The organism is Sulfitobacter sp. HGT1 (genome assembly GCF_013282155.1).
Lineage (GTDB): Bacteria > Pseudomonadota > Alphaproteobacteria > Rhodobacterales > Rhodobacteraceae > Sulfitobacter.
In genome coordinates, this window is the sequence record NZ_BLWI01000008.1 from 380,867 (window position 1) to 400,225 (window position 19,359).

Below are 19,359 nucleotides of genomic sequence, written 5' to 3' on the forward strand. Positions count from 1 at the left end.
CCTTGCGGGTGCTTCTTCGGGGGATTAACTTTGGAACAGGACATTCAGTTCCGAAATAAAGGAAATACCATGCGCGACGCTGCCCCACAGACGATATACCTCGCCGATTACACGCCTTTCGGCTTTATTATCGACAGCGTTGCCCTTCACTTTGATCTGGACCCGCACAAGACCCGCGTCAAAAGCACCATCGCGTTCCGGCCAAACCCCGATGCCACAGACCCCACGTTCTTTTTGCACGGTGAAAAGCTGAACCTGATCAGCGCCAAGATCGACGGCAAACCCGTAACGCCCGATGTCACCGCCGAGGGCCTGACCTGCGACGTGCCAAACGCCCCCTTTGTTTGGGAATCCGAGGTCGAGATTGACCCGACCGGCAACACCGCGCTTGAGGGGCTATATATGTCGAACGGCATGTATTGCACCCAATGCGAGGCCGAAGGCTTTCGCAAGATCACCTATTACCCCGACCGCCCCGATGTGATGGCCGTGTTCACCGTGACCATCAACGGCCCGCATCCGGTGCTGCTGTCCAACGGCAACCCTGTGTCCAACGACACCCACAGCGCCGAATGGCACGACCCCTGGCCCAAGCCCGCCTATCTCTTCGCGCTGGTCGCAGGCGATCTGGTCGCCCATCCCGGCAGTTTCACGACCAAATCGGGCCGCGATGTCACCCTGAACCTCTATGTGCGCCCCGGCGACGAGGGCAAATGCGCCTTTGGCATGCAGGCGCTGAAGGATTCGATGAAATGGGACGAAGACGTTTACGGCCGCGAATACGACCTTGATCTGTTCAACATCGTCGCCGTCGATGATTTCAACATGGGCGCGATGGAGAACAAGGGCCTGAACGTCTTCAACTCCTCTGCCGTTCTGGCCTCGCCCGAAACCTCGACCGATATGAACTTTGAACGGATCGAGGCGATCATCGCCCACGAGTATTTCCACAATTGGACCGGCAACCGCATCACCTGCCGCGACTGGTTCCAACTGTGCCTCAAGGAAGGGCTGACCGTGTTCCGCGACAGCCAGTTCACCTCCGACATGCGCTCGGCCCCAGTCAAACGCATCAGCGATGTGATCGACCTGCGCGCCCGCCAGTTCCCCGAAGACCAAGGCCCGCTGGCCCACCCCGTGCGCCCCGACAGCTTTCAGGAAATCAACAACTTCTACACCGCCACGGTCTATGAAAAAGGGGCCGAAGTCATCGGGATGTTAAAACTGCTGGTCGGCGACAAGGCCTATGCGGATGCGCTCGACCTCTATTTCGACCGCCATGACGGTCAGGCCTGCACGATCGAAGACTGGCTGCGCGTGTTCGAGGACACCACCGGCCGCGACCTGACCCAGTTCAAACGCTGGTATTCACAAGCCGGCACCCCGCGTCTGTCAGTGACCGAAGACTGGGACCACGGCAAACTGACACTGACCTTTAAACAGCACACCCCGCCCAGCACTGCCACGCCTGATCCGCAACCGCAGGTGCTGCCCATCGCCGTGGGTCTGATCGACCAGGACGGCGACGAGGTCGAGGAAACCAATATACTCGAAATGACTAAAGCCGAACAAAGCTTTGTCTTCGACAACCTCGGCACCCGCCCCATTGTGTCGATCCTGCGCGGCTTTTCCGCCCCCGTGGTGCTGACCCAAGACTTAAGCGATGCCGACCGCGCGCATTTGCTGGCCTATGATACCGACCCGTTCAACCGTTGGGAACAGGGCCGCATTCTTGCGCGCAAATCGCTGCTGGCAATGATCCTCGAGGGCAAGAAACCGAACAAGGACTGGCTGAAAGGCATCCGCGCCGTGATCAGCGACGAACATCTTGATCCGGCCTACCGCGCGCTGATGCTCAGCTTGCCCTCGCAATCGGATCTGGCCCGCGCCTTGGCCGAAGACGGCCACACCCCAGACCCCGACATCATCTATGCCGCGGTCGAGGCCACCCGCGATGCGATGGCGAAATCCTATGCCAATCTGGTCCCGACGCTCTATATGCGCCACACGGTGACGGATGCCTATGAACCCAATGCCGCGCAATCGGGCAAACGGTCGCTTGCCAATGCGGCCTTGTCGCTGCTTACCCGCACAGACGACGGTGCCATGGCGCAAAAGCAATACGGTGCCGCCGATAACATGACCCAACAGCTTGGTGCCCTGGCGAACCTGATCCGCGCGGGCAAAGGCAGCGGCGCGTTAAAGGCGTTCGAGGCACAGTGGAAAGACGACCGTCTGGTGATGGATAAATGGTTCGGCCTGCAAGTCATGGAAGCCGACCCCGAAGAGGCCCACGAGGTCGTCGAAACCCTGACCGAACACGCCGATTTCAACTGGAAGAACCCCAACCGCTTCCGCTCGGTTCTGGGGGCCTTTGCCGCCCATCATGCCGGGTTCCACCACGCGTCGGGCGCGGGCTATCGCCTGCTGGCCGACTGGCTGATCAAGCTTGATCCGCTGAACCCGCAAACCACGGCACGGATGTGTTCCGCCTTCCAGACATGGAAACGCTATGACGCGGACCGGCAGGCCTTGATCAAAACCGAACTCGACCGCATTCTCGCCCAGCCCGACCTGTCGCGCGATACAACCGAAATGCTAACCCGTATTAGGGGGGCCTAAGCCATGCGTCCGATCCTTCTCATCACCGGTGCCTCTGCCGGCATTGGTGCCGCCTGCGCCCGTCTGGCCGCGCCCAGCTATGATCTGGCCCTGAACTACCGCTCCGATACTACAGCGGCCAAAGCGGTCGCCGCACAGGCCGAAGCCCAAGGCGCACGCGTTTTGCTGTGTCAGGGCGATGTCGCCGACCCTGCCGATGTGGCGCGCATCTTTGACCAGATCGACCAACACTTTGGCCGCCTCGATGCGCTGATCAACAACGCGGGCATCGTCGACCAGATCGCCACGGTCGCCGACATGGACCACGCCCGCCTGAAACGCATGTTCGATGTGAATGTGATCGGGGCGATGATGGTGGCCCAGGCCGCCGCCGCCCGAATGCAAGCCCAAGGCAACGGCGCGATCGTCAACATGGGGTCGATCGCGGCGCGGCTCGGGTCGGCAAATGAATTCGTGGACTATGCCGCCTCCAAAGCCGCCATTGACGCCTTCACCAAAGGCCTCGCCAATGAACTTGCGCCCCAAGGCATCCGCGTCAATGCGATCCGCCCCGGCCTGATCGAAACCGAAATCCACGCCAAAGCAGGCGCACCAACCCGCGCCCAAGACCTTGCCAAAAACATCCCCATGCAACGCACAGGCACCGCCGACGAAGTCGCCAGCGCCACGTTGTTCTTGCTGTCGGATGCGGCCAGCTACATCACCGGCACGACATTGGACGTCAGCGGCGGGCGCTGATGCCCGCCCCGTTCACCTACCAGCGACAGGGGCGCAGCATCGGGGCGATGGTGCTGCTGGCAGCGATCTGGACGGCGCTGGCCTGCGCCTGGGTTCTGATCGACGCCGCTCCGCTGATCCTCGGGATCATCGCCGCCTGCACCCTGCCCGCCCTCTATGATGTGGTCAAAAACCCCGCAGCCGGCCTCAGCCTCACCCAAGAGCAACTCCACTGGCACAGCGGCCCCCGTACCGCCGAAATACCGGTCACGGAAATCGACCGCCTCCGCCTCGACACCCGGCTCGACTTTTCAGTCCGCGCAACGGTCATGCTGAAAAACGGCCGCAAAATCCGGATTCCGTTCGAGGCGACACCCCCCCATCACAGCTTTGAACAGGCGCTAAACGCCCGAAACATCAAAACCGAACGCCATCATTTCAGCCTCAGGCAATGACCCCCCGCTTCTCTGGCTCTTAAATATCCTCGCCGAAGGCATCCCGCCCCCAGCGCCCATTCCCAAGATCGAAAAAACGCGCGCTATGGCCGCGCCTTGGGCCGGACCCGGTCCACAGGGGTACAATAGCTCTGCCCTCGCAGCCACCGCGCCATATCTCCCCGCTTGGCCTCGCTGCGCATGGGCCCCCAATCCGCCGCGACACCGCGCCCCTTGGGGCCATAGATCACCCCGTCCCGCGGGACCGTCACCGCCATGATCCGAATGCCACAGCTCAGGTTCGCGCCGCCGCTTTTCAGCGCCTCACCGCTGCCCGCATTGCATTTGTACCCCCGTGCAGTGGCGGGCAAAATCTGCAACAACCCGTACCACAGCCCCCCACCGCCGACAGCATAAGGCTTGTAGGTGCTTTCATGTTTTGACAGCGCTGACAGGAAACCGACCCAAAACGCGCGACGTCCCCTTTCATCTGCTGTGGGGTATGCGGGGCACCAGTCGCCGATATCTGCCGGCACCATATCAACCAGAGGTTTGCCGTGGCTCTTGAGCGCCGACAGCGCCACCCGTGTCCAAAGCGCATGCCCCGGCTGATGCTGGAACCGCGTGCGGGGCAGGTTTGCGGGCCGTGCCGGGGGCGACAGGTTTTCCCGGCTCAACCGGGCGCGCGGTGTCAGATCCGTCAGCCCCGCAGCGGCGGGTGCATCCGCAGTCTGCCCGACGGCAACCGATGGCAACGGCACCACCGCATCTGACCCGATAGAGCCATCCGCCCGCGCAATCGGGCGCAGCAAATCATCGGCCTGCGCAACCGCATAGGTTGCGCACCCGATCAGGGTCAAACTCAGAACTGAAAGTCGTCTCACGTCCTCATCCCCCCTGTTCTCCCTTGAAATTCAGGCAAATCACCATTCCCGCAAGCTGTTTCAACAAAGCTGTCGCATTTCGGCTACCGTTTCCAACCCTCATACAATTCGTCAGAATTTAGCCCGAAACACACGCTTTGGCTGTAGATAAATCGCACATGAACCTTGCCGCAGCCATGTTCGCGCCCAAATCTGCGGCCATCTTAATCTGATAAAAGACGTTCACACGAAAGACTGGACAAAACATGATGCAGATTAAGAACTTTTTCAAACGCAAGAAAACGTCATCTATTACACATGGCGCTGTCAACATGTCTTCGATCCCGTCCCTTGCTGATCTGTCCGAAAAATTAACGAACGCCAAGCTGTGCCAGCGGCAATCCCGCGAGCCGCTGGCAAAACCCGATCGGGATATGCTGAAGATCAACTGTCCCGACCCCACTGCCGAAGAACGCGCGCGCGATGGCTATCAACAGACAGGTCAACGTCTGGTGCGTCAGGAAAACTGGACAGCCCTAAGCCAGGTGATCCGCCAGCATGATGACGCCAGTACCTTGACCCAAGGCGCAATGCCGGTGGCGGATTTGATCGCCTTTGGTGCCCGTGGCGATGTGGTCATGGCTGCCGAACACGCGATCCGCGAAAGCGACACCTGCGTCGCCAAGGAAGTCCTTACCGGCATCGAAGACTTTGAACATGTGCTCGAAGAATATCCCAACGACTATATCGTGGCCTGCATCGTGGCCCATGCCCATATCGACGTCGGCTGGGCGTGGCGTGGCAACGGGTGGGATGCGGAAATCCCGCAGCGCAACCGCGATGCCTTTGAGGCGCATTTCGCCCGCGCCCAAGAGATCATCGAACCGTTTTTGGACCAACACCCCGACAGCCCCCTGCTGGCTGCAACCCATTGCGCCCAGGTCTGCGGACCCGTCGGGGCAAAAAGCCACGTGGCTGACAGATACGAACACCTGATTGACCTCAACCCCCGCAATCCCGGGCCAATGCGGGCGATGGGCAACCATCTTCTGCCGCGCTGGTTTGGCAGCTATGCCCAGCTTGAGCTCGAGGCCCGGCGCACAGCGGCGCGCACGGCAGATATCTGGGGGGCTGGCGGCTATACCTGGGTGCAGTTCGACGCGATTTCCTGCGATGACGAAGCCTGCGCGCATCTGGACCTGCAATTCTTTATCGACGGTCTGCGCGACATTCTGGAGCGCAGCCCGGATGCCTATACGGTGAACCTTCTTGCGGCCTATTGTGCCAACACCATCGGTCAGGGCTTTACCGGCAATGACGAAGCCGACCAGGTTCGCGCCCAGATTGCCGCTTGCACGGAATGGATTGTGCGTGAACATCTGACCGAATTGCACCCGATGATCTGGGCCCATGCGGCACACGGGTTTGACAACAACCTGCGCATCCGTTCACCGCATAAATTTGCGGCTGCGGGTCAGGATGATGCCATGCGGATCATGGCAGGCCTGTTCAAAGCAGAGATCGAAGCCGGTAAACGCATCGTATTCACGGAAAACGGCCCGCAGGCCCACGCCTTTTAGGGCATTCCGTTTCCAGGTCGCTCCGTTCGGGATGCCGTCCGATGACCGTCGCGCCATCGCGCCGGACTGGCCCTTGCGCCGGTCCGGCGCGATGGCTTTGGGCGACAGGGGCCAAGCCCCCTCTTGCAGCACCCCGCCCCCTGTCTTATGACCGACACAGATCCCTAAGATGCCAAAGGTGCCCGAATGCTTGACCTGACCTATGACACCCCAAAAGTCCGCACAATTGCCGGTGCCAAACATGACTGGGAACTGGTCATCGGGATGGAGGTCCACGCGCAGGTGCTGTCAAACGCCAAACTCTTCTCGGCGGCATCCACCAAATTCGGCGCAGAACCCAACAGCAACGTGTCATTCGTCGATGCCGCAATGCCCGGGATGCTGCCCACGCTGAACGAATTCTGCGTTGAACAGGCGGTGCGCACCGGTTTGGGCCTCAAGGCGCAGATCAATCTGGAAAGCGCGTTCGACCGCAAGAACTACTTTTACCCCGATCTGCCGCAAGGCTATCAGATTTCCCAGCTGTACCACCCCATCGTGGGCGAAGGCGAAGTGCTGGTTGAAATGGGCGACAACACCGCGCGTCTGGTGCGCGTCGAACGCATCCACCTTGAACAGGACGCGGGCAAATCCATTCACGATATGGACCCGAACATGTCGTTTGTGGATTTGAACCGCACCGGTGTTGCCCTGATGGAGATCGTCAGCAAACCCGACATCCGCGGCCCCGAAGAAGCCGCCGCCTATCTGACCAAACTGCGCCAGATCCTGCGGTACCTGGGCACCTGCAACGGCGACATGCAGTCCGGTGCCATGCGCGCCGACGTGAACGTGTCGATCTGCCTGCCCGGCCAGTATGAAAAATACCAGGCGACGCAAGATTTCAGCCATCTCGGCACCCGCTGCGAGATCAAGAACATGAACTCCATGCGCTTTATCCAGCAGGCCATCGACGTCGAAGCCAAACGCCAGATCGCCATTGTCGAAGGTGGCGGCGAAGTTGTGCAAGAAACGCGGCTGTTTGACCCGGACAAAATGGAAACCCGTTCTATGCGGTCCAAGGAAGAAGCCCATGATTACCGCTATTTCCCCGACCCCGATCTGCTGCCACTGGTGATTGAACAGGCGTGGGTCGACCAGATCAACGCAACCCTGCCCGAACTTCCCGACGCCAAGAAAGCACGCTTTATCAACGATTTCGGCCTCAGCGACTATGATGCATCGGTGCTGACGGCAGACCTCGACAGCTCCAGCTATTTTGAGCAAACCGCCCAAGGGCGTGACGGCAAGATGGCTGCAAACTGGGTGATCAACGAACTCTTCGGTCGTCTCAAGAAGGACGAGAAAACGATCAATGAAAGCCCCGTCACCCCCGCCCAGCTGGGCGGCGTGGTTGATCTGATCGCGTCCGATGCCATTTCCGGCAAGATCGGCAAAGACCTCTTCGAGATCGTCTATACCGAAGGCGGCGATCCTGCCGTGATCGTTGAAGAACGTGGCATGAAGCAGGTCACCGACACCGCAGCCATCGAGGCCGCCGTGGACGAGATCATCGCCGCCAACCCCGATCAGGTTGCCAAAGCCCGCGAGAACCCCAAGCTGGCCGGTTGGTTCGTGGGTCAGACCATGAAAGCCACAGGCGGCAAGGCAAACCCCAAGGCGGTCAATGAAATCGTGGCGAAAAAGCTGAACGGCTGAGGGCGGCGCGGAATTTTTCAAAAATTCCGGCCCGTTTTCTTTCAAGAAAACGCCCCCCGCCCAAAGTCTATCGCCCTAACGAGAGGTTGCCCCTTGGAAACGCCCTTTAAATCATCGCTACGTGCTGTCAGACCCGAATGGATCGACTTTAACGGCCATCTGAACATGGCCTATTATTCGGTGCTGATGGATAACGCGGTCGATGATGCCTACGATGTGCTTGGCTTTGGCCCCGAGTATCAAAAGCAGGGCTGCACCACCTATGTCGCCGAATTCCACATCTGCTATGTGCGCGAATTGCACGAGGGCGCGCAGACCTACTGCACCTTCCAGTTGCTGGATTACGACGAAAAGCGCTTTCACAGTTTTGTGGAGCTTTGGCACGCAGATGGCTGGCTTGCCGCCACCGGAGAGGCGCTGACCCTCCATGTCGATCAATCCGGCCCCCGTGTTGCCCCCATGCCAGACACGATCCTGTCCAAGCTTGACGCGATGAAGCAGGCCCACAGCAGCCTGCCTTTCCCCGACCGGGCGGGGCGCAAGATCGGCCTAAAAAAGTAGCAATGCCTGATAAGTTGTAGAAACTGCGGCGCGATCCCGTTGAAGGACATTTTCCAATGGGGTATGACAGGGCAAGCAACCCCGAAGGACGCACATGCCCCGTTACGAATACAAAGTCGTACCCGCCCCGAACAAGGGCCTGAAAGGCAAGAACGTCAAAGGGGCCGAGGCCCGGTTTTCCCACGCATTACAAGAGCTTATGAATGGTCTTTCCGGCTATGGCTGGGAATATCAACGCGCCGAAACCCTGCCTTCGATTGAACGTGCAGGCCTTACCGGGTCCACCACCGAATGGCGCAATGTGCTGGTGTTTCGCCGCCCCCGCGAGGGCGATGCGGAAGCGTTTAACCCCGAATTGCTGCCTGCCCCGCAGGCCTTTGCGCCCGATCCAGACCCGATCGAAGCCAAAAAGAACGAAATTTCCAGCAACCCGCAAGGATATCAGGGGTTCTTTCAAGGCGAAAACGGCGTCGAGGATCACGACGATTTGAACGCGGCCCCTGCCTTGCTCAATTCGCTTGCCAAGCGGCGCAAAAAACCCGCTGCGGGTGACGAGGCCGCAGGTGACGCTGCTGAGGCCGCCCCAGCCGACACGCCCCCCGCCGCCAAAGACTAAACGTCGATGTCCAGCGCCAGCGCGTGGATGCGGCCAATCAACTCGGGTCCCAAGGCCCCGTGCACCGCGCGGTGCCGTGCAATCCGGTTCATGCCCTTGAATTTTTCGGACCTGATTTTTACGTTAAAGTGGCTTTCGCCTCCCTCTTGAAAGCCCGAATGCCCTCGGTGGCTTTCGCTATCATCCACAACGCTCAGTTCGGTTGGCGCAAAATCGGCTTCCAAACGGTCGGCAATTTCTTGAGTTACTGACATTTTTTCGCAAAGCCCCCTTCAATCTGGCGCTGCAATCTTTAGAGTGATCGTCCTGAGTCGGAAAGGTCCATATCATGCCCAAGCCTGATCCCTTTGGATTCGACATGTCCGTGTCGTCTTCCAAAAAGAAAAACCCCCGTGGCCGAAGGGGTATGTCCGGTGCATCCGAGACATCACAACGGCTGTGTTCCCACGAGGGATGCCAGGAGCCCGGTAAATACCGCGCACCCAAGGCTCCTGACGTGCTGGATGACTACTTTTGGTTCTGCCAGCAGCACGTGCGCGAATATAATCTCAAGTGGAACTTCTTTGACGGCACCACCGAGGCCGAATTGAATGCCCAAATGTCCAAGGACAAGGTCTGGGAGCGCACGACCAAGCCGCTGGGTGATCCAGAAGCACGCGCCTGGGCCCGTCTGGGCATCGAAGACCCCCATCAGGTGCTGGGCAAGAACGCGACCCAAAACCCCGGCAAAGGCCCCGCAGCGGGGCGCCGTTTGCCACCCACCGAACGCCGCGCGATCGAGATTCTGGAGGCCAAGGACAACTGGACCAAGCCCGAAGTGCGCAAGGCGTATAAGGCGCTGATCAAAGTCCTGCACCCCGACATGAACGGCGGCGACCGCAGCCAGGAAGAACAGCTGCAGGAAGTCGTCTGGGCCTGGGACCAGATCAAGGCCAGCCGCAACTTCAAAGACAAATAAACAAAGCTCCGCGCGCGCCCGCTTGGCATGAGCAGCAGCGCGCGGACGATATCAGGGGGTGCAGCCGGTTGCACCGTTTTTGCACAGACCGCGGGGCGACATTGCCGCAGATGCGAATTGGCCCTTTCCCTCAGGCTTAAGAAAGATATGTTGCCTAACGAAACCGCCCTGACTTGCAGGCGCGCATGATTATGAAGGACGCACAGAATGGCCGAGACCTCATTGGATCTTAACGCAAAACCCACCAAAGAGATCTCCGTTCGCGAAGTCTTTGGCATCGACACAGACATGATCGTGCATGGTTTTGAGGAACGCACAAGCCGCGTCCCGGACCAAGACAGCACCTATAAGTTCGATCCCGACACCACGATGGCCATTCTTGCCGGCTTTAACCACAACCGCCGCGTGATGGTTCAGGGTTATCACGGCACGGGTAAATCCACCCACATCGAACAGGTGGCAAGCCTGCTGAACTGGCCTTGCGTGCGCGTCAACCTTGACAGCCACATCAGCCGGATCGACCTGATCGGTAAGGACGCGATCAAGCTGGTGGATGGCAAACAGGTCACCACCTTCCAGGAAGGCATTTTGCCCTGGGCCCTGCGCAACCCGACTGCGATCGTGTTCGATGAATACGATGCTGGCCGCGCCGACGTGATGTTCGTGATCCAGCGCGTGCTGGAAGTCGACGGCAAGCTGACGCTGCTGGACCAGAACAAGGTGATCGAACCGCACCCCTATTTCCGCATTTTCGCGACCGCCAACACCGTTGGTCTGGGCGATACCACGGGCTTGTATCACGGCACCCAGCAGATCAACCAAGGTCAGATGGACCGTTGGTCGCTGGTGGCCACGCTGAACTATCTGGGCATCGAGGCCGAGACCCAGATCGTTCTGTCCAAGAACCCACATTACAACACCGACAAGGGCCGTAAGACGATCAAACAAATGGTCACCGTTGCCGATCTGACCCGCACCGCCTTTATGAACGGTGATCTGTCGACCGTGATGTCGCCGCGCACCGTGATCGCATGGGCCCAAAACGCCGAGATTTTCCGCAACGTCGGCTATGCCTTCCGCCTGTCCTTCCTCAACAAATGTGACGAGCTTGAGCGCCAGACGGTTGCCGAGTTCTATCAGCGCCTGTTCGACGAAGAGCTGCCTGAATCAGCGGCCAGCGTGAGCCTTGGGTAAAGGCGCATCCACCATCGGCATCTGTGCCGCCCTGCTGACAGGCAGCGGCGCGCAGGCCTATGATGATGTTGCACTTTATCCAGCCGCGCAATGCGCTGCCTTTTGGCTGGGGTTCGATGACTATGCCAAACGGTCGCCTTTCTTGGACAGTTCGCCCGACCATGTGAAACGATCAGATGCATTTCGCGCTGTTGCTGTCAGACTGGCCCCTGACCGCGTCACCGAAATTGACCGGACGATCCAAGACCAACGCAGCGCAATGGCCCTTTTGGCCGAAGCCGTGATTTACGCCAACGACAAGCCGTCTCGCAAGGTGTTTGAAACACTGACACAAACCTGCGAGAGTTTTGCCAGCAACCATCCTGAGACGCGAGATTTGAAATGAGCAAACCATCAGACAATCCCGCAGACGCGTTCAAAAAGGCGCTGGCCGAAGCGACCAAGGTGATGTCGCATGACCCCGATCTGACGGTCAGCTATTCGGTCGATCCGTCGGGCCTGTCGGGTGACGCGATGCGCCTGCCGCAAGTCAGCCGCCGCATGACCCGCGACGAGGTGTTGCTGGCCCGTGGCACGGCAGATGCGCTGGCGCTGAACCGGCGTTATCACAACGGCCAGACCCATTCGAAATACCTGCCCAACGGCGACATGGCCCGCGAGCTGTACGAGGCGATGGAAACCGCCCGTTGCGAGGCCGTAGGGGCCCGCGACATGCCCGGCACCGCCGGCAACATCGACGCCAAAATCAAACACGACGCGCTGCGCAAGGGCTACGATCAGGCCAAACAGCCCAGCGATGTGCCCCTGTCCACCGCTGCCGGATACCTTGTGCGCCATCTGGCCACGGGCCGCGATCTGCCCCCCGGTGCATCCGAGGCGCTGGAACTGTGGCGCGGCTATATCGAAAATCAGGCCGGTGGCACGCTCGAAACCTTGAACGACACATTGGACGATCAGGCCGCGTTCGCGCGGTTTGCCCGCAAGATGATCGTCGATCTTGGCTATGGCGATCAGCTGGGCGACGACCCCGACCAGTCGGATGACGACCAGGACAGCGCCGAAGAAGAAGGCACCGAAGAAGAGCAAGACCCAGATAGCACCGGTCAGGACGAAGACGACGACGAGCAGGCAGAAGCCTCGCCCGAGCAGTCGCAGGACCAGCAGCAGGACGAATCCCAGGCGCAGGTGTCGATGGACGACATGGCCGATCAGGAACTTGGCGACGAAGCCGAGATGCCCGATGGCGACGCCCCGATGGAGCCACCTGCCCCGCCGCAAGCCTCAGACGCGGACCCCAATTATCTGGTCTACCGCACCGACAATGACGAGGTGATCGGTGCAGAAGATCTGGCCGAACCCGCCGAATTGGAACGCCTGCGCGCCTATCTGGACCAGCAGTTGGAGCCACTAAAGGGGGCCGTAAGTCGCCTTGCCAACAAGCTGCAACGCCGCTTGCAGGCCCAGCAAAACCGGTCGTGGGAATTTGATCTGGAAGAAGGCACGCTGGACGCGGGCCGTCTGGCGCGGATCGTGGCGAACCCGACCACACCGCTGTCGTTCAAGATGGAAAAAGACACCGAATTCCGCGACACCTGCGTAACGCTGCTGCTGGATAACTCCGGCTCCATGCGCGGACGGCCGATCTCGATCGCGGCGATTTGTGCGGATGTTCTGGCGCGCACGCTGGAACGCTGCAACGTCAAAGTCGAAATCCTCGGCTTTACCACCCGCGCCTGGAAAGGTGGCCAGGCCCGCGAGGCGTGGCTGAACGAAGGCCGCCCCGTGCAGCCCGGCCGTCTGAACGACCTGCGCCACATCATCTATAAATCCGCCGACGCGCCCTGGCGCCGCACGCGGCCCAATCTGGGGCTGATGATGAAGGAAGGCCTGCTGAAGGAAAACATCGACGGCGAGGCGCTGGAATGGGCGCACCGCCGCATGATGGCCCGCCACGAGTCGCGCAAGATTTTGATGGTGATCAGCGATGGGGCACCGGTCGATGACAGCACCCTGTCGGTGAACCCCGCCAATTATCTGGAAAAGCACCTGCGCGATGTGATCGCCATGGTCGAAAAACGCAAAGCCGTTGAATTGCTGGCAATCGGGATCGGCCATGACGTGACGCGGTATTACGACCGCGCGGTCACGATCACCGATGTCGATCAACTGGCCGGTGCGATGACCGAACAACTGGCCGCATTGTTTGACACCGATCCCCGCGCCCGGGCGCGGGTCATGGGCATCCGCCGCGCGAGCTGAGACGGCGGACGCTCCGCGGGGAGTTTATTTGGCAAAATGAAGAGGGACTTGCGTCATGTTTCAATCGTTTGAGGTGACTTCGAGGCCCGAACAGGGGCCACCGCGTTTGGCGGCGTTGCGGGTCGAATTAGCAGCCGAAGGGCTGGACGGTTTTCTGGTGCCGCGCGCGGATGCGCATCAGGGCGAATATGTTTCCCCCCATGACGAGCGGTTGAGCTGGCTGACAGGCTTTACCGGGTCCGCCGGTTTTTGCGCGGCGCTGACGGGCGTTGCAGGTGTGTTCATCGACGGCCGGTATCGTACGCAGGTCAAGGCGCAGGTGGCGGATGTGTATAGCCCAGTGCCCTGGCCCGAGGTGTCTTTGGCCGACTGGCTGCGAGAGCAATTGCCCAATGGCGGGATTGTCGGCTTTGATCCGTGGCTGCATGCCGTGGGGCAGATCGAACAGCTTGAAGAGGCCTTGAAGGGCAGCGGCATCAAGATGCGGCGCTGCGATAATCTGGTGGACCGGATCTGGCAGGACCAGCCTGCGCCACCGATGTTTCCTGCCAAGGTGCATCCGCTTGAGTTCGCAGGAGAACCCCATGCCGACAAATGCGCCCGCCTGGGCGAGGAGTTGCGCAAGAAAGGCGAAGCGGCGGCTGTCATTACCCTGCCCGACAGTCTGTGTTGGCTGCTGAACATCCGCGGTGCGGATATTGCGCGCAATCCGGTCGTGCACGGCTTTGTCGTGTTGCACGGGTCCGCGGCGGTTGATCTGTTTGTCGCCCCCCAGAAGGTTGCCGGTCTGGCAGATCATCTGGCCGACGGCGTGACCGTCCATGCGCCTGATGCGCTGCTGGGCTATCTTGCCACCCTTGCCGGCCCGATCCGGCTGGATAAAACTACGGTTCCGGTGGCTGTGGCCGATGCTGTGGGCGACCGCGTGTCCTGGGGCGATGATCCCTGTGCGCTGCCCAAGGCCTGCAAGAACGAGGCCGAGCTTGCGGGATCGGCTGCGGCGCATTTGCGCGACGGGGCGGCGCTGGTCGAATTGCTGGCCTGGCTGGATGCCCAACCCCCCGGCACGGTGACCGAAGCTCAGGTCGTGCGCCAGCTTGAGACTTGCCGCCGCCGCGACAATGCCTTGCAGGACATCAGCTTTGAGACCATCGCAGGCACGGGGCCCAACGGCGCGATCATGCATTACCGCGTGACCGAGGAAACCGATAGCACCCTTGAAGATGGTCACCTGTTGGTGCTGGATTCAGGCGGGCAATATCTGGATGGCACAACCGACATCACCCGCACCATCGCCATTGGCACCCCGCCGCTGGAGGCAAGGCAGGCCTTTACCCGTGTCCTGATGGGCATGATCGCGATGAGCCGCCTGCGCTGGCCGCAGGGCCTTGCGGGCCGCGATATCGAGGCAATCGGCCGCGTGCCGCTGTGGCTGGCGGGACAGGATTTCGACCACGGGCTGGGCCACGGCGTTGGTGCCTATCTCAGCGTGCATGAAGGCCCGCAACGGCTGAGCAAGATCAGCACGGTGCCCTTGATGGCCGGGATGATCCTGAGCAACGAGCCGGGATATTACCGCGAGGGGGCCTTTGGCATCCGGATCGAGAACCTGCTGGTGGTGCGCCCTGCCCCTGATCTGCCGGGGGGCGACGCGCATCGCAAGATGCTGGATTGGGAAACCCTGAGCTTTGCGCCCATCGACCGGCGGTTGGTCCTTGTGGAGATGCTGGGGGAGGATGCCCGCGACTGGCTGAATGCCTACCACCATAACGTTGCGGAAAAAATTGGACCCCGGCTATCGCCTGATGCAAAATTGTGGTTGGATGCCGCAACGGCACCTATTTGAGCGTCGGTTATCATAAGAGTTTCAGGGAGGGCGGTCCGAGATGTCAGACCATATAAAGATTTTGAATGCCGATGGCACATGGACAGTCCGCGCAGGGGGGGCCGTTCTGGCCGAGACCAGAAATGCGCTTGAGCTGCGCGAAGGTGACATGGATGCGGTGATCTATATCCCGCGCGAAGACATCGCGATGGCATTTCTGGACAAGACCAACAAGACCACCCATTGCCCCTACAAGGGCGATGCGACCTATTACTCGGTCGTCACCAAAAGCCGGACGTTGCAGAATGTTGCCTGGTCCTATGAAAATCCCACCGAGGCTGTCGCTGGGATCAAGGGCTATCTGGCCTTTTACAATCTGCCCGAAGTCACCGTCGAGCAGATTTGAACGTTTAGACGTTAAGCAACCAGCTGGTGTCGGCGCTTAGGGCGGCGGCATCGGTGTTTTGCAAGATCACAACCACATTCCCCCCGACAACGATTTCACTATCCGTGCCGTTTGCAGCAGTGCGGATCTCGAAATTACCATCGCCGGGTGCGAATTTCGCGGGTGATGTCTGGGTTTCCTGCAAATACAGACCGTCTTCGGCCAGATTGAAATCTGTCACGATCACCGGTGCCGTGCCGACCTGATCATAGCCGATGGCGTTGATGATGTCCGATCCGGCACCGCCAGTCACGCTGTCGCCGTTATTGGCGCTGATGGTGTCATCGCCATCGCCCCCGACAACCGTATCAGCCAGCGTATCGGATGCGCCTGTGACATCCGTGCCAAAGTCGAAATCATAGGCGCGAATAACGTCGTTTCCAGCGCCACCATCAATGCTGTCCACCCCGGTGCCTGCCAGCAGGAAATCATTGCCTTCGTTGCCCAGCATCGTGTCATTGCCCGGCCCGCCAAAGATGGCGTCATTGCCCAACCCGCCCGAGATGACGTCGTCGCCCTTGTTGCCAGCCAGTTGGTCGGGGCCATCGCCACCGTCAAGCGTGTCATTGCCCGGACCGGCGTTGAGCGTATCAGCGCCGCTGCCCCCCGACATATTGTCGTTGCCGCCACCGCCATTCAGCAAATCGCTTTGGGTGCCGCCATCAAGCACATCATCGCCTGCGCCGCCGTTCAACGTGTCATCCGACCCGCCGCCCAGCAAGGTATCGTTGCCGGAATTGCCGTTGATCAGGTCACTGCCGCCTTCGCCGTCCAGCATGTCATCACCCGACAGACCGCTAAGCGTGTCATTGCCAACGCCGCCCAACAGGGTGTCATTGCCCGCGCCGCCGTTCAGACCATCGTTGCCTTCGTTGCCCGACAGCAGGTCATTGCCATCATTGCCCGCAAGATAGTCAAAGCCTTCGCCGCCCGACAGCGTATCGAACCCGCGACCGCCAAACAGGGTATCGGCCCCAAAGTTGCCTTGCATGTCGTCATTGCCCGAACCGCCATTCAGCAGGTCGTTGTTGGTGCCGCCGCGCAGCACGTCATTGCCCTTGCCGCCAAACAGCGTGTCGGCCAAGCCGTTGCCAAACAATGTGTCAGCGCCGTCGCCGCCATCCAGATTATCGGCACCGTTGCCGCCAACCAATGTGTCCTGACCGCCAAAGCCCGCGATGCTGTCATCGCCAAAGTTACCCTCGAGATAGTCATCCCCTGCACCGCCATCCAGCGTATCATTGCCGTTTTCGCCCGCCAGAATGTCATTGCCCGTGCCGCCGCGCAGCAGATCGGCACCATCACCGCCAAGCAGCAGATCATCGTCACCGAAACCGGTCAGAACGTCGTCACCGGCACCGCCGGACATGCCGTCAGACTGCGGCCCACCGTTCAAGGTGTCATTGCCGTCGTCGCCCAGCAAAATGTTGTCTCCACCGCCGCCCGAAATGCTGTCGGCACCGGGGCCGCCCTGCAATGTATCATCATTGCCAAACCCGTTGAGTGTGTCGTCGCCCTCAAGCCCGTCCAGATCGTCCTTGGCACCAGTGCCGTTCAACAGATCGCCCTCGGAGGTGCCAGATGCGGCGATGATCTGGGGATCGACAACAGGATCGATCACATCGGGATTGGTGTCTTGGGCATCGGTGTCGTCGTCGCCACCGTCAAGAAGCCCCGCCAATCCGAAAAGAGCAATCGCAGGCAGCAAAACCAGACCAAGCATTGAAAATATCCTTATTTGAAAATGAGTTAATAAAATCTTACTCGAAATTTTGCCGCTGTTAAATCTTAATCTTGCCACATTTCAAATGGTTGACGCCTATTGGCGGACAATAAAAAGGGCGCATTCGCATTGTGTCTTAATGTGACACAATCAGGAATGTTCTTCTGCCGCAGTCTCGGCCAGGGCGCGGTTATAGGCCTTGAGGGCGTCCACATGGAACAGCGCGCCAAGCAGTTCGGGCGGAGAATCAGGCTTGAGGGTCACAACCGGAATAAAGGCCGCACCGGACTGTTCAAATATCGGCATCGCGGCCTCCAGCGTGGCTGCCCCGTCGATATAGGTGCCCTCGGCGATCAGGTCCCAGCAGGTTTCCTCGTTCGCGGCGCGCGGGTCATCGCGGGGGCGCATGATCCGGCCCACCAAGAACATCGCCAGCAAATAAGCCTGCGGCCCCGCCGCCAGATGTACACCGCGCCGTTCCATCTGGGTCAGGAAAAAACTGCGATCGACAAGCCGCGATGCAACGGCGGTGGAAATGCTGACCGCCACCATGACCGCAAGGCCGGTCTGCCAGTCGCCTGTCAGTTCAAACACGATCAGGGTCGTCGAAATCGGCGCGCCCAGCACGGCGGCGGCCACGGCCCCCATCCCCGCCAGCGCATAAAGCGACGTGACCCCGGACACATTGGGAAACACGCTGGTGGCGATCAGCCCAAAGGCCAGCCCGGTCAGCGCGCCCAGCATCAAGGACGGTGAAAACACCCCGCCGCCCATCCGGCCCCCCAGCGTGATCGACACCGCAACGATCTTGAGAGCGGCAAAAACAATCGCTTCGTTCAGCACCATATTTCCGGCCAACGCACGGGTCGTTGTCTCGTATCCGACACCGATAATGTGCGGGAACCACAAGGCGATACACCCCAGCAAGGCCCCCGCAACCGCAGGGCGCAAATAGCGGGGCAGCCTCGTTTTGTCCTGAATGAAGTTGCCGATGTCTTCGGCCCAGAAAATACTGCGCATCAAGATGACAGCGACCAGCCCGCAGGTCAGGCCCAACAGCAAGAACGCCGGCAATTCGGCGTAAAAGGCCACGTCACCGACGGTCGGAAGGGCAAATTCGGTCAAGCCGCCAAACTCCAGCCGGTTGATCACCGTTCCGGCGGCCGAGGCAATGACGATCGGCGCAAACGCATGCACCGCGAAATGCCGCAACACCACCTCGAGCGCGAAAAGCGCGCCCGCAATCGGCGCGTTAAAGCTGGCGGACACGGCAGCTGCCACAGCACAGCCCAACAGATCGCGCCCCGTGATGCCGCTGGCGTTGATCCTGCGGCTGACAAGGGTGGAAATCACGCCGGCAAGGTGGACAACCGGCCCTTCACGCCCCGAAGACCCGCCCGTGCTAAGCGTGATCATCGACGCCAGGGCAGATGCCAGACCGGCGCGGGTTTCGACCCTGCCCTCGTGCATGGCCGCGCCCAAGATCACATCCCCGACACTGCGCACACGGGCGTCGCGGGTGAAAATATGCAAGATCAGCCCAACCACCAAACCACCCGTGGTCGGGATCAGGACAACCCAGTACCAGTCAAGGCTACCGATAAAACTATGCAGATGCTGTACGTCTTCGGTGCCGTAAAGAAACGCCTGTATCAGGTTGATTCCCTTACGGAAAAGAAGTGCGGCAAATCCGGCGGCGATGCCAACGGCCAGAGCGATGAACCAGAAAGTGACCTTGCCCGGCCCCTTTTGGCGCAACACATCCCAACCGCTGCGCGCCTTGGCGCGGGCAACATCATATTGCTGGGTCAGATAGGGGTGCGGGTTCACGGGCAAGACTGCTTTTCATCAAGGGTACATCCTG

Annotated in this window: 17 protein-coding genes; 13 read left to right on the forward strand and 4 right to left on the reverse strand. The window is 60.2% G+C overall.

Annotated features, from left to right (window positions below; genetic code table 11):
- The first annotated feature begins 69 nt into the window (after positions 1–69).
- From pepN to HGT1_RS08100, 3 genes are read left to right on the forward strand one after another with little or no spacing between them, the layout of a single operon-like run.
- Complete coding sequence (pepN, locus tag HGT1_RS08090) at positions 70–2,622, forward strand: aminopeptidase N (protein WP_176249417.1); 2,553 nt, start codon at positions 70–72, stop codon at positions 2,620–2,622.
- A gap of 3 nt (positions 2,623–2,625) precedes the next feature.
- Positions 2,626–3,360: an SDR family oxidoreductase gene (locus tag HGT1_RS08095; RefSeq protein WP_176249418.1), complete on the forward strand. Its 735-nt coding sequence runs from the start codon at positions 2,626–2,628 to the stop codon at positions 3,358–3,360.
- A complete protein-coding gene (locus HGT1_RS08100) occupies positions 3,360–3,794 on the forward strand; it encodes a hypothetical protein (protein WP_176249419.1) in 435 nt (144 codons plus the stop codon). Before HGT1_RS08095 ends, HGT1_RS08100 begins: the two co-directional genes overlap by 1 nt.
- Before the next feature lie 83 nt (positions 3,795–3,877).
- Here HGT1_RS08100 and HGT1_RS08105 read toward each other — a convergent pair whose 3' ends face one another.
- The gene (locus HGT1_RS08105; RefSeq protein ID WP_373030198.1) at positions 3,878–4,477 is read right to left on the reverse strand and encodes a transglycosylase SLT domain-containing protein; all 600 of its coding nucleotides are present in this window, start codon (positions 4,475–4,477) and stop codon (positions 3,878–3,880) included.
- Positions 4,478–4,902: 425 nt separating this feature from the next.
- Here HGT1_RS08105 and HGT1_RS08110 point away from each other — a divergent pair, with 425 nt between their 5' ends.
- The 4 genes from HGT1_RS08110 to HGT1_RS18300 all read left to right on the forward strand — a co-directional run bounded on the left by HGT1_RS08110 (position 4,903) and on the right by HGT1_RS18300 (position 9,091).
- Complete coding sequence (locus tag HGT1_RS08110) at positions 4,903–6,216, forward strand: hypothetical protein (protein WP_255200137.1); 1,314 nt, start codon at positions 4,903–4,905, stop codon at positions 6,214–6,216.
- A gap of 186 nt (positions 6,217–6,402) precedes the next feature.
- Positions 6,403–7,914: an Asp-tRNA(Asn)/Glu-tRNA(Gln) amidotransferase subunit GatB gene (gene gatB / locus HGT1_RS08115; protein ID WP_176249420.1), complete on the forward strand. Its 1,512-nt coding sequence runs from the start codon at positions 6,403–6,405 to the stop codon at positions 7,912–7,914.
- A 93-nt stretch (positions 7,915–8,007) separates the two neighbouring features.
- Entirely contained in the window at positions 8,008–8,475 is a 468-nt protein-coding gene (locus HGT1_RS08120) for a thioesterase family protein (protein WP_176249421.1), read from the forward strand.
- Positions 8,476–8,569: 94 nt separating this feature from the next.
- The gene (locus HGT1_RS18300; RefSeq protein ID WP_255200138.1) at positions 8,570–9,091 is read left to right on the forward strand and encodes a hypothetical protein; all 522 of its coding nucleotides are present in this window, start codon (positions 8,570–8,572) and stop codon (positions 9,089–9,091) included.
- Here HGT1_RS18300 and HGT1_RS08130 read toward each other — a convergent pair.
- Positions 9,088–9,345 (reverse strand): BolA family transcriptional regulator, encoded by a 258-nt coding sequence (locus HGT1_RS08130; protein WP_176249422.1) that lies wholly within the window; start codon positions 9,343–9,345, stop codon positions 9,088–9,090. The two genes, HGT1_RS18300 and HGT1_RS08130, sit on opposite strands and share 4 nt — an antisense overlap.
- 74 nt (positions 9,346–9,419) lie before the next feature.
- Here HGT1_RS08130 and HGT1_RS08135 point away from each other — a divergent pair, with 74 nt between their 5' ends.
- The 6 genes from HGT1_RS08135 to HGT1_RS08160 all read left to right on the forward strand — a co-directional run bounded on the left by HGT1_RS08135 (position 9,420) and on the right by HGT1_RS08160 (position 15,733).
- On the forward strand, positions 9,420–10,049 hold the full coding sequence (locus HGT1_RS08135) for a J domain-containing protein (RefSeq protein ID WP_176249423.1): 630 nt from the start codon (positions 9,420–9,422) through the stop codon (positions 10,047–10,049).
- 207 nt (positions 10,050–10,256) lie between these two features.
- Positions 10,257–11,243 (forward strand): cobaltochelatase subunit CobS, encoded by a 987-nt coding sequence (gene cobS / locus HGT1_RS08140; RefSeq protein ID WP_176249424.1) that lies wholly within the window; start codon positions 10,257–10,259, stop codon positions 11,241–11,243.
- Entirely contained in the window at positions 11,236–11,628 is a 393-nt protein-coding gene (locus tag HGT1_RS08145) for a hypothetical protein (RefSeq protein ID WP_176249425.1), read from the forward strand. The genes cobS and HGT1_RS08145 overlap by 8 nt, the downstream gene beginning before the upstream one ends.
- On the forward strand, positions 11,625–13,502 hold the full coding sequence (gene cobT / locus HGT1_RS08150; RefSeq protein WP_176249426.1) for a cobaltochelatase subunit CobT: 1,878 nt from the start codon (positions 11,625–11,627) through the stop codon (positions 13,500–13,502). The genes HGT1_RS08145 and cobT overlap by 4 nt, the downstream gene beginning before the upstream one ends.
- 55 nt (positions 13,503–13,557) lie before the next feature.
- The gene (locus HGT1_RS08155; RefSeq protein ID WP_176249427.1) at positions 13,558–15,348 is read left to right on the forward strand and encodes an aminopeptidase P family protein; all 1,791 of its coding nucleotides are present in this window, start codon (positions 13,558–13,560) and stop codon (positions 15,346–15,348) included.
- 40 nt (positions 15,349–15,388) lie between these two features.
- Positions 15,389–15,733, forward strand: coding sequence for a DUF427 domain-containing protein (locus HGT1_RS08160; RefSeq protein WP_176249428.1), 345 nt, complete (start codon positions 15,389–15,391; stop codon positions 15,731–15,733).
- Positions 15,734–15,737: 4 nt separating this feature from the next.
- Here HGT1_RS08160 and HGT1_RS08165 read toward each other — a convergent pair whose 3' ends face one another.
- Together HGT1_RS08165 and HGT1_RS08170 are read right to left on the reverse strand one after the other, a co-directional pair.
- Entirely contained in the window at positions 15,738–17,495 is a 1,758-nt protein-coding gene (locus HGT1_RS08165) for a calcium-binding protein (RefSeq protein WP_176249429.1), read from the reverse strand.
- Between the two features lie 150 nt (positions 17,496–17,645).
- Positions 17,646–19,331, reverse strand: a complete 1,686-nt coding sequence (locus HGT1_RS08170; RefSeq protein ID WP_176249430.1) for a chloride channel protein — start codon at positions 19,329–19,331, stop codon at positions 17,646–17,648.
- Positions 19,332–19,359 lie beyond the last annotated feature (28 nt).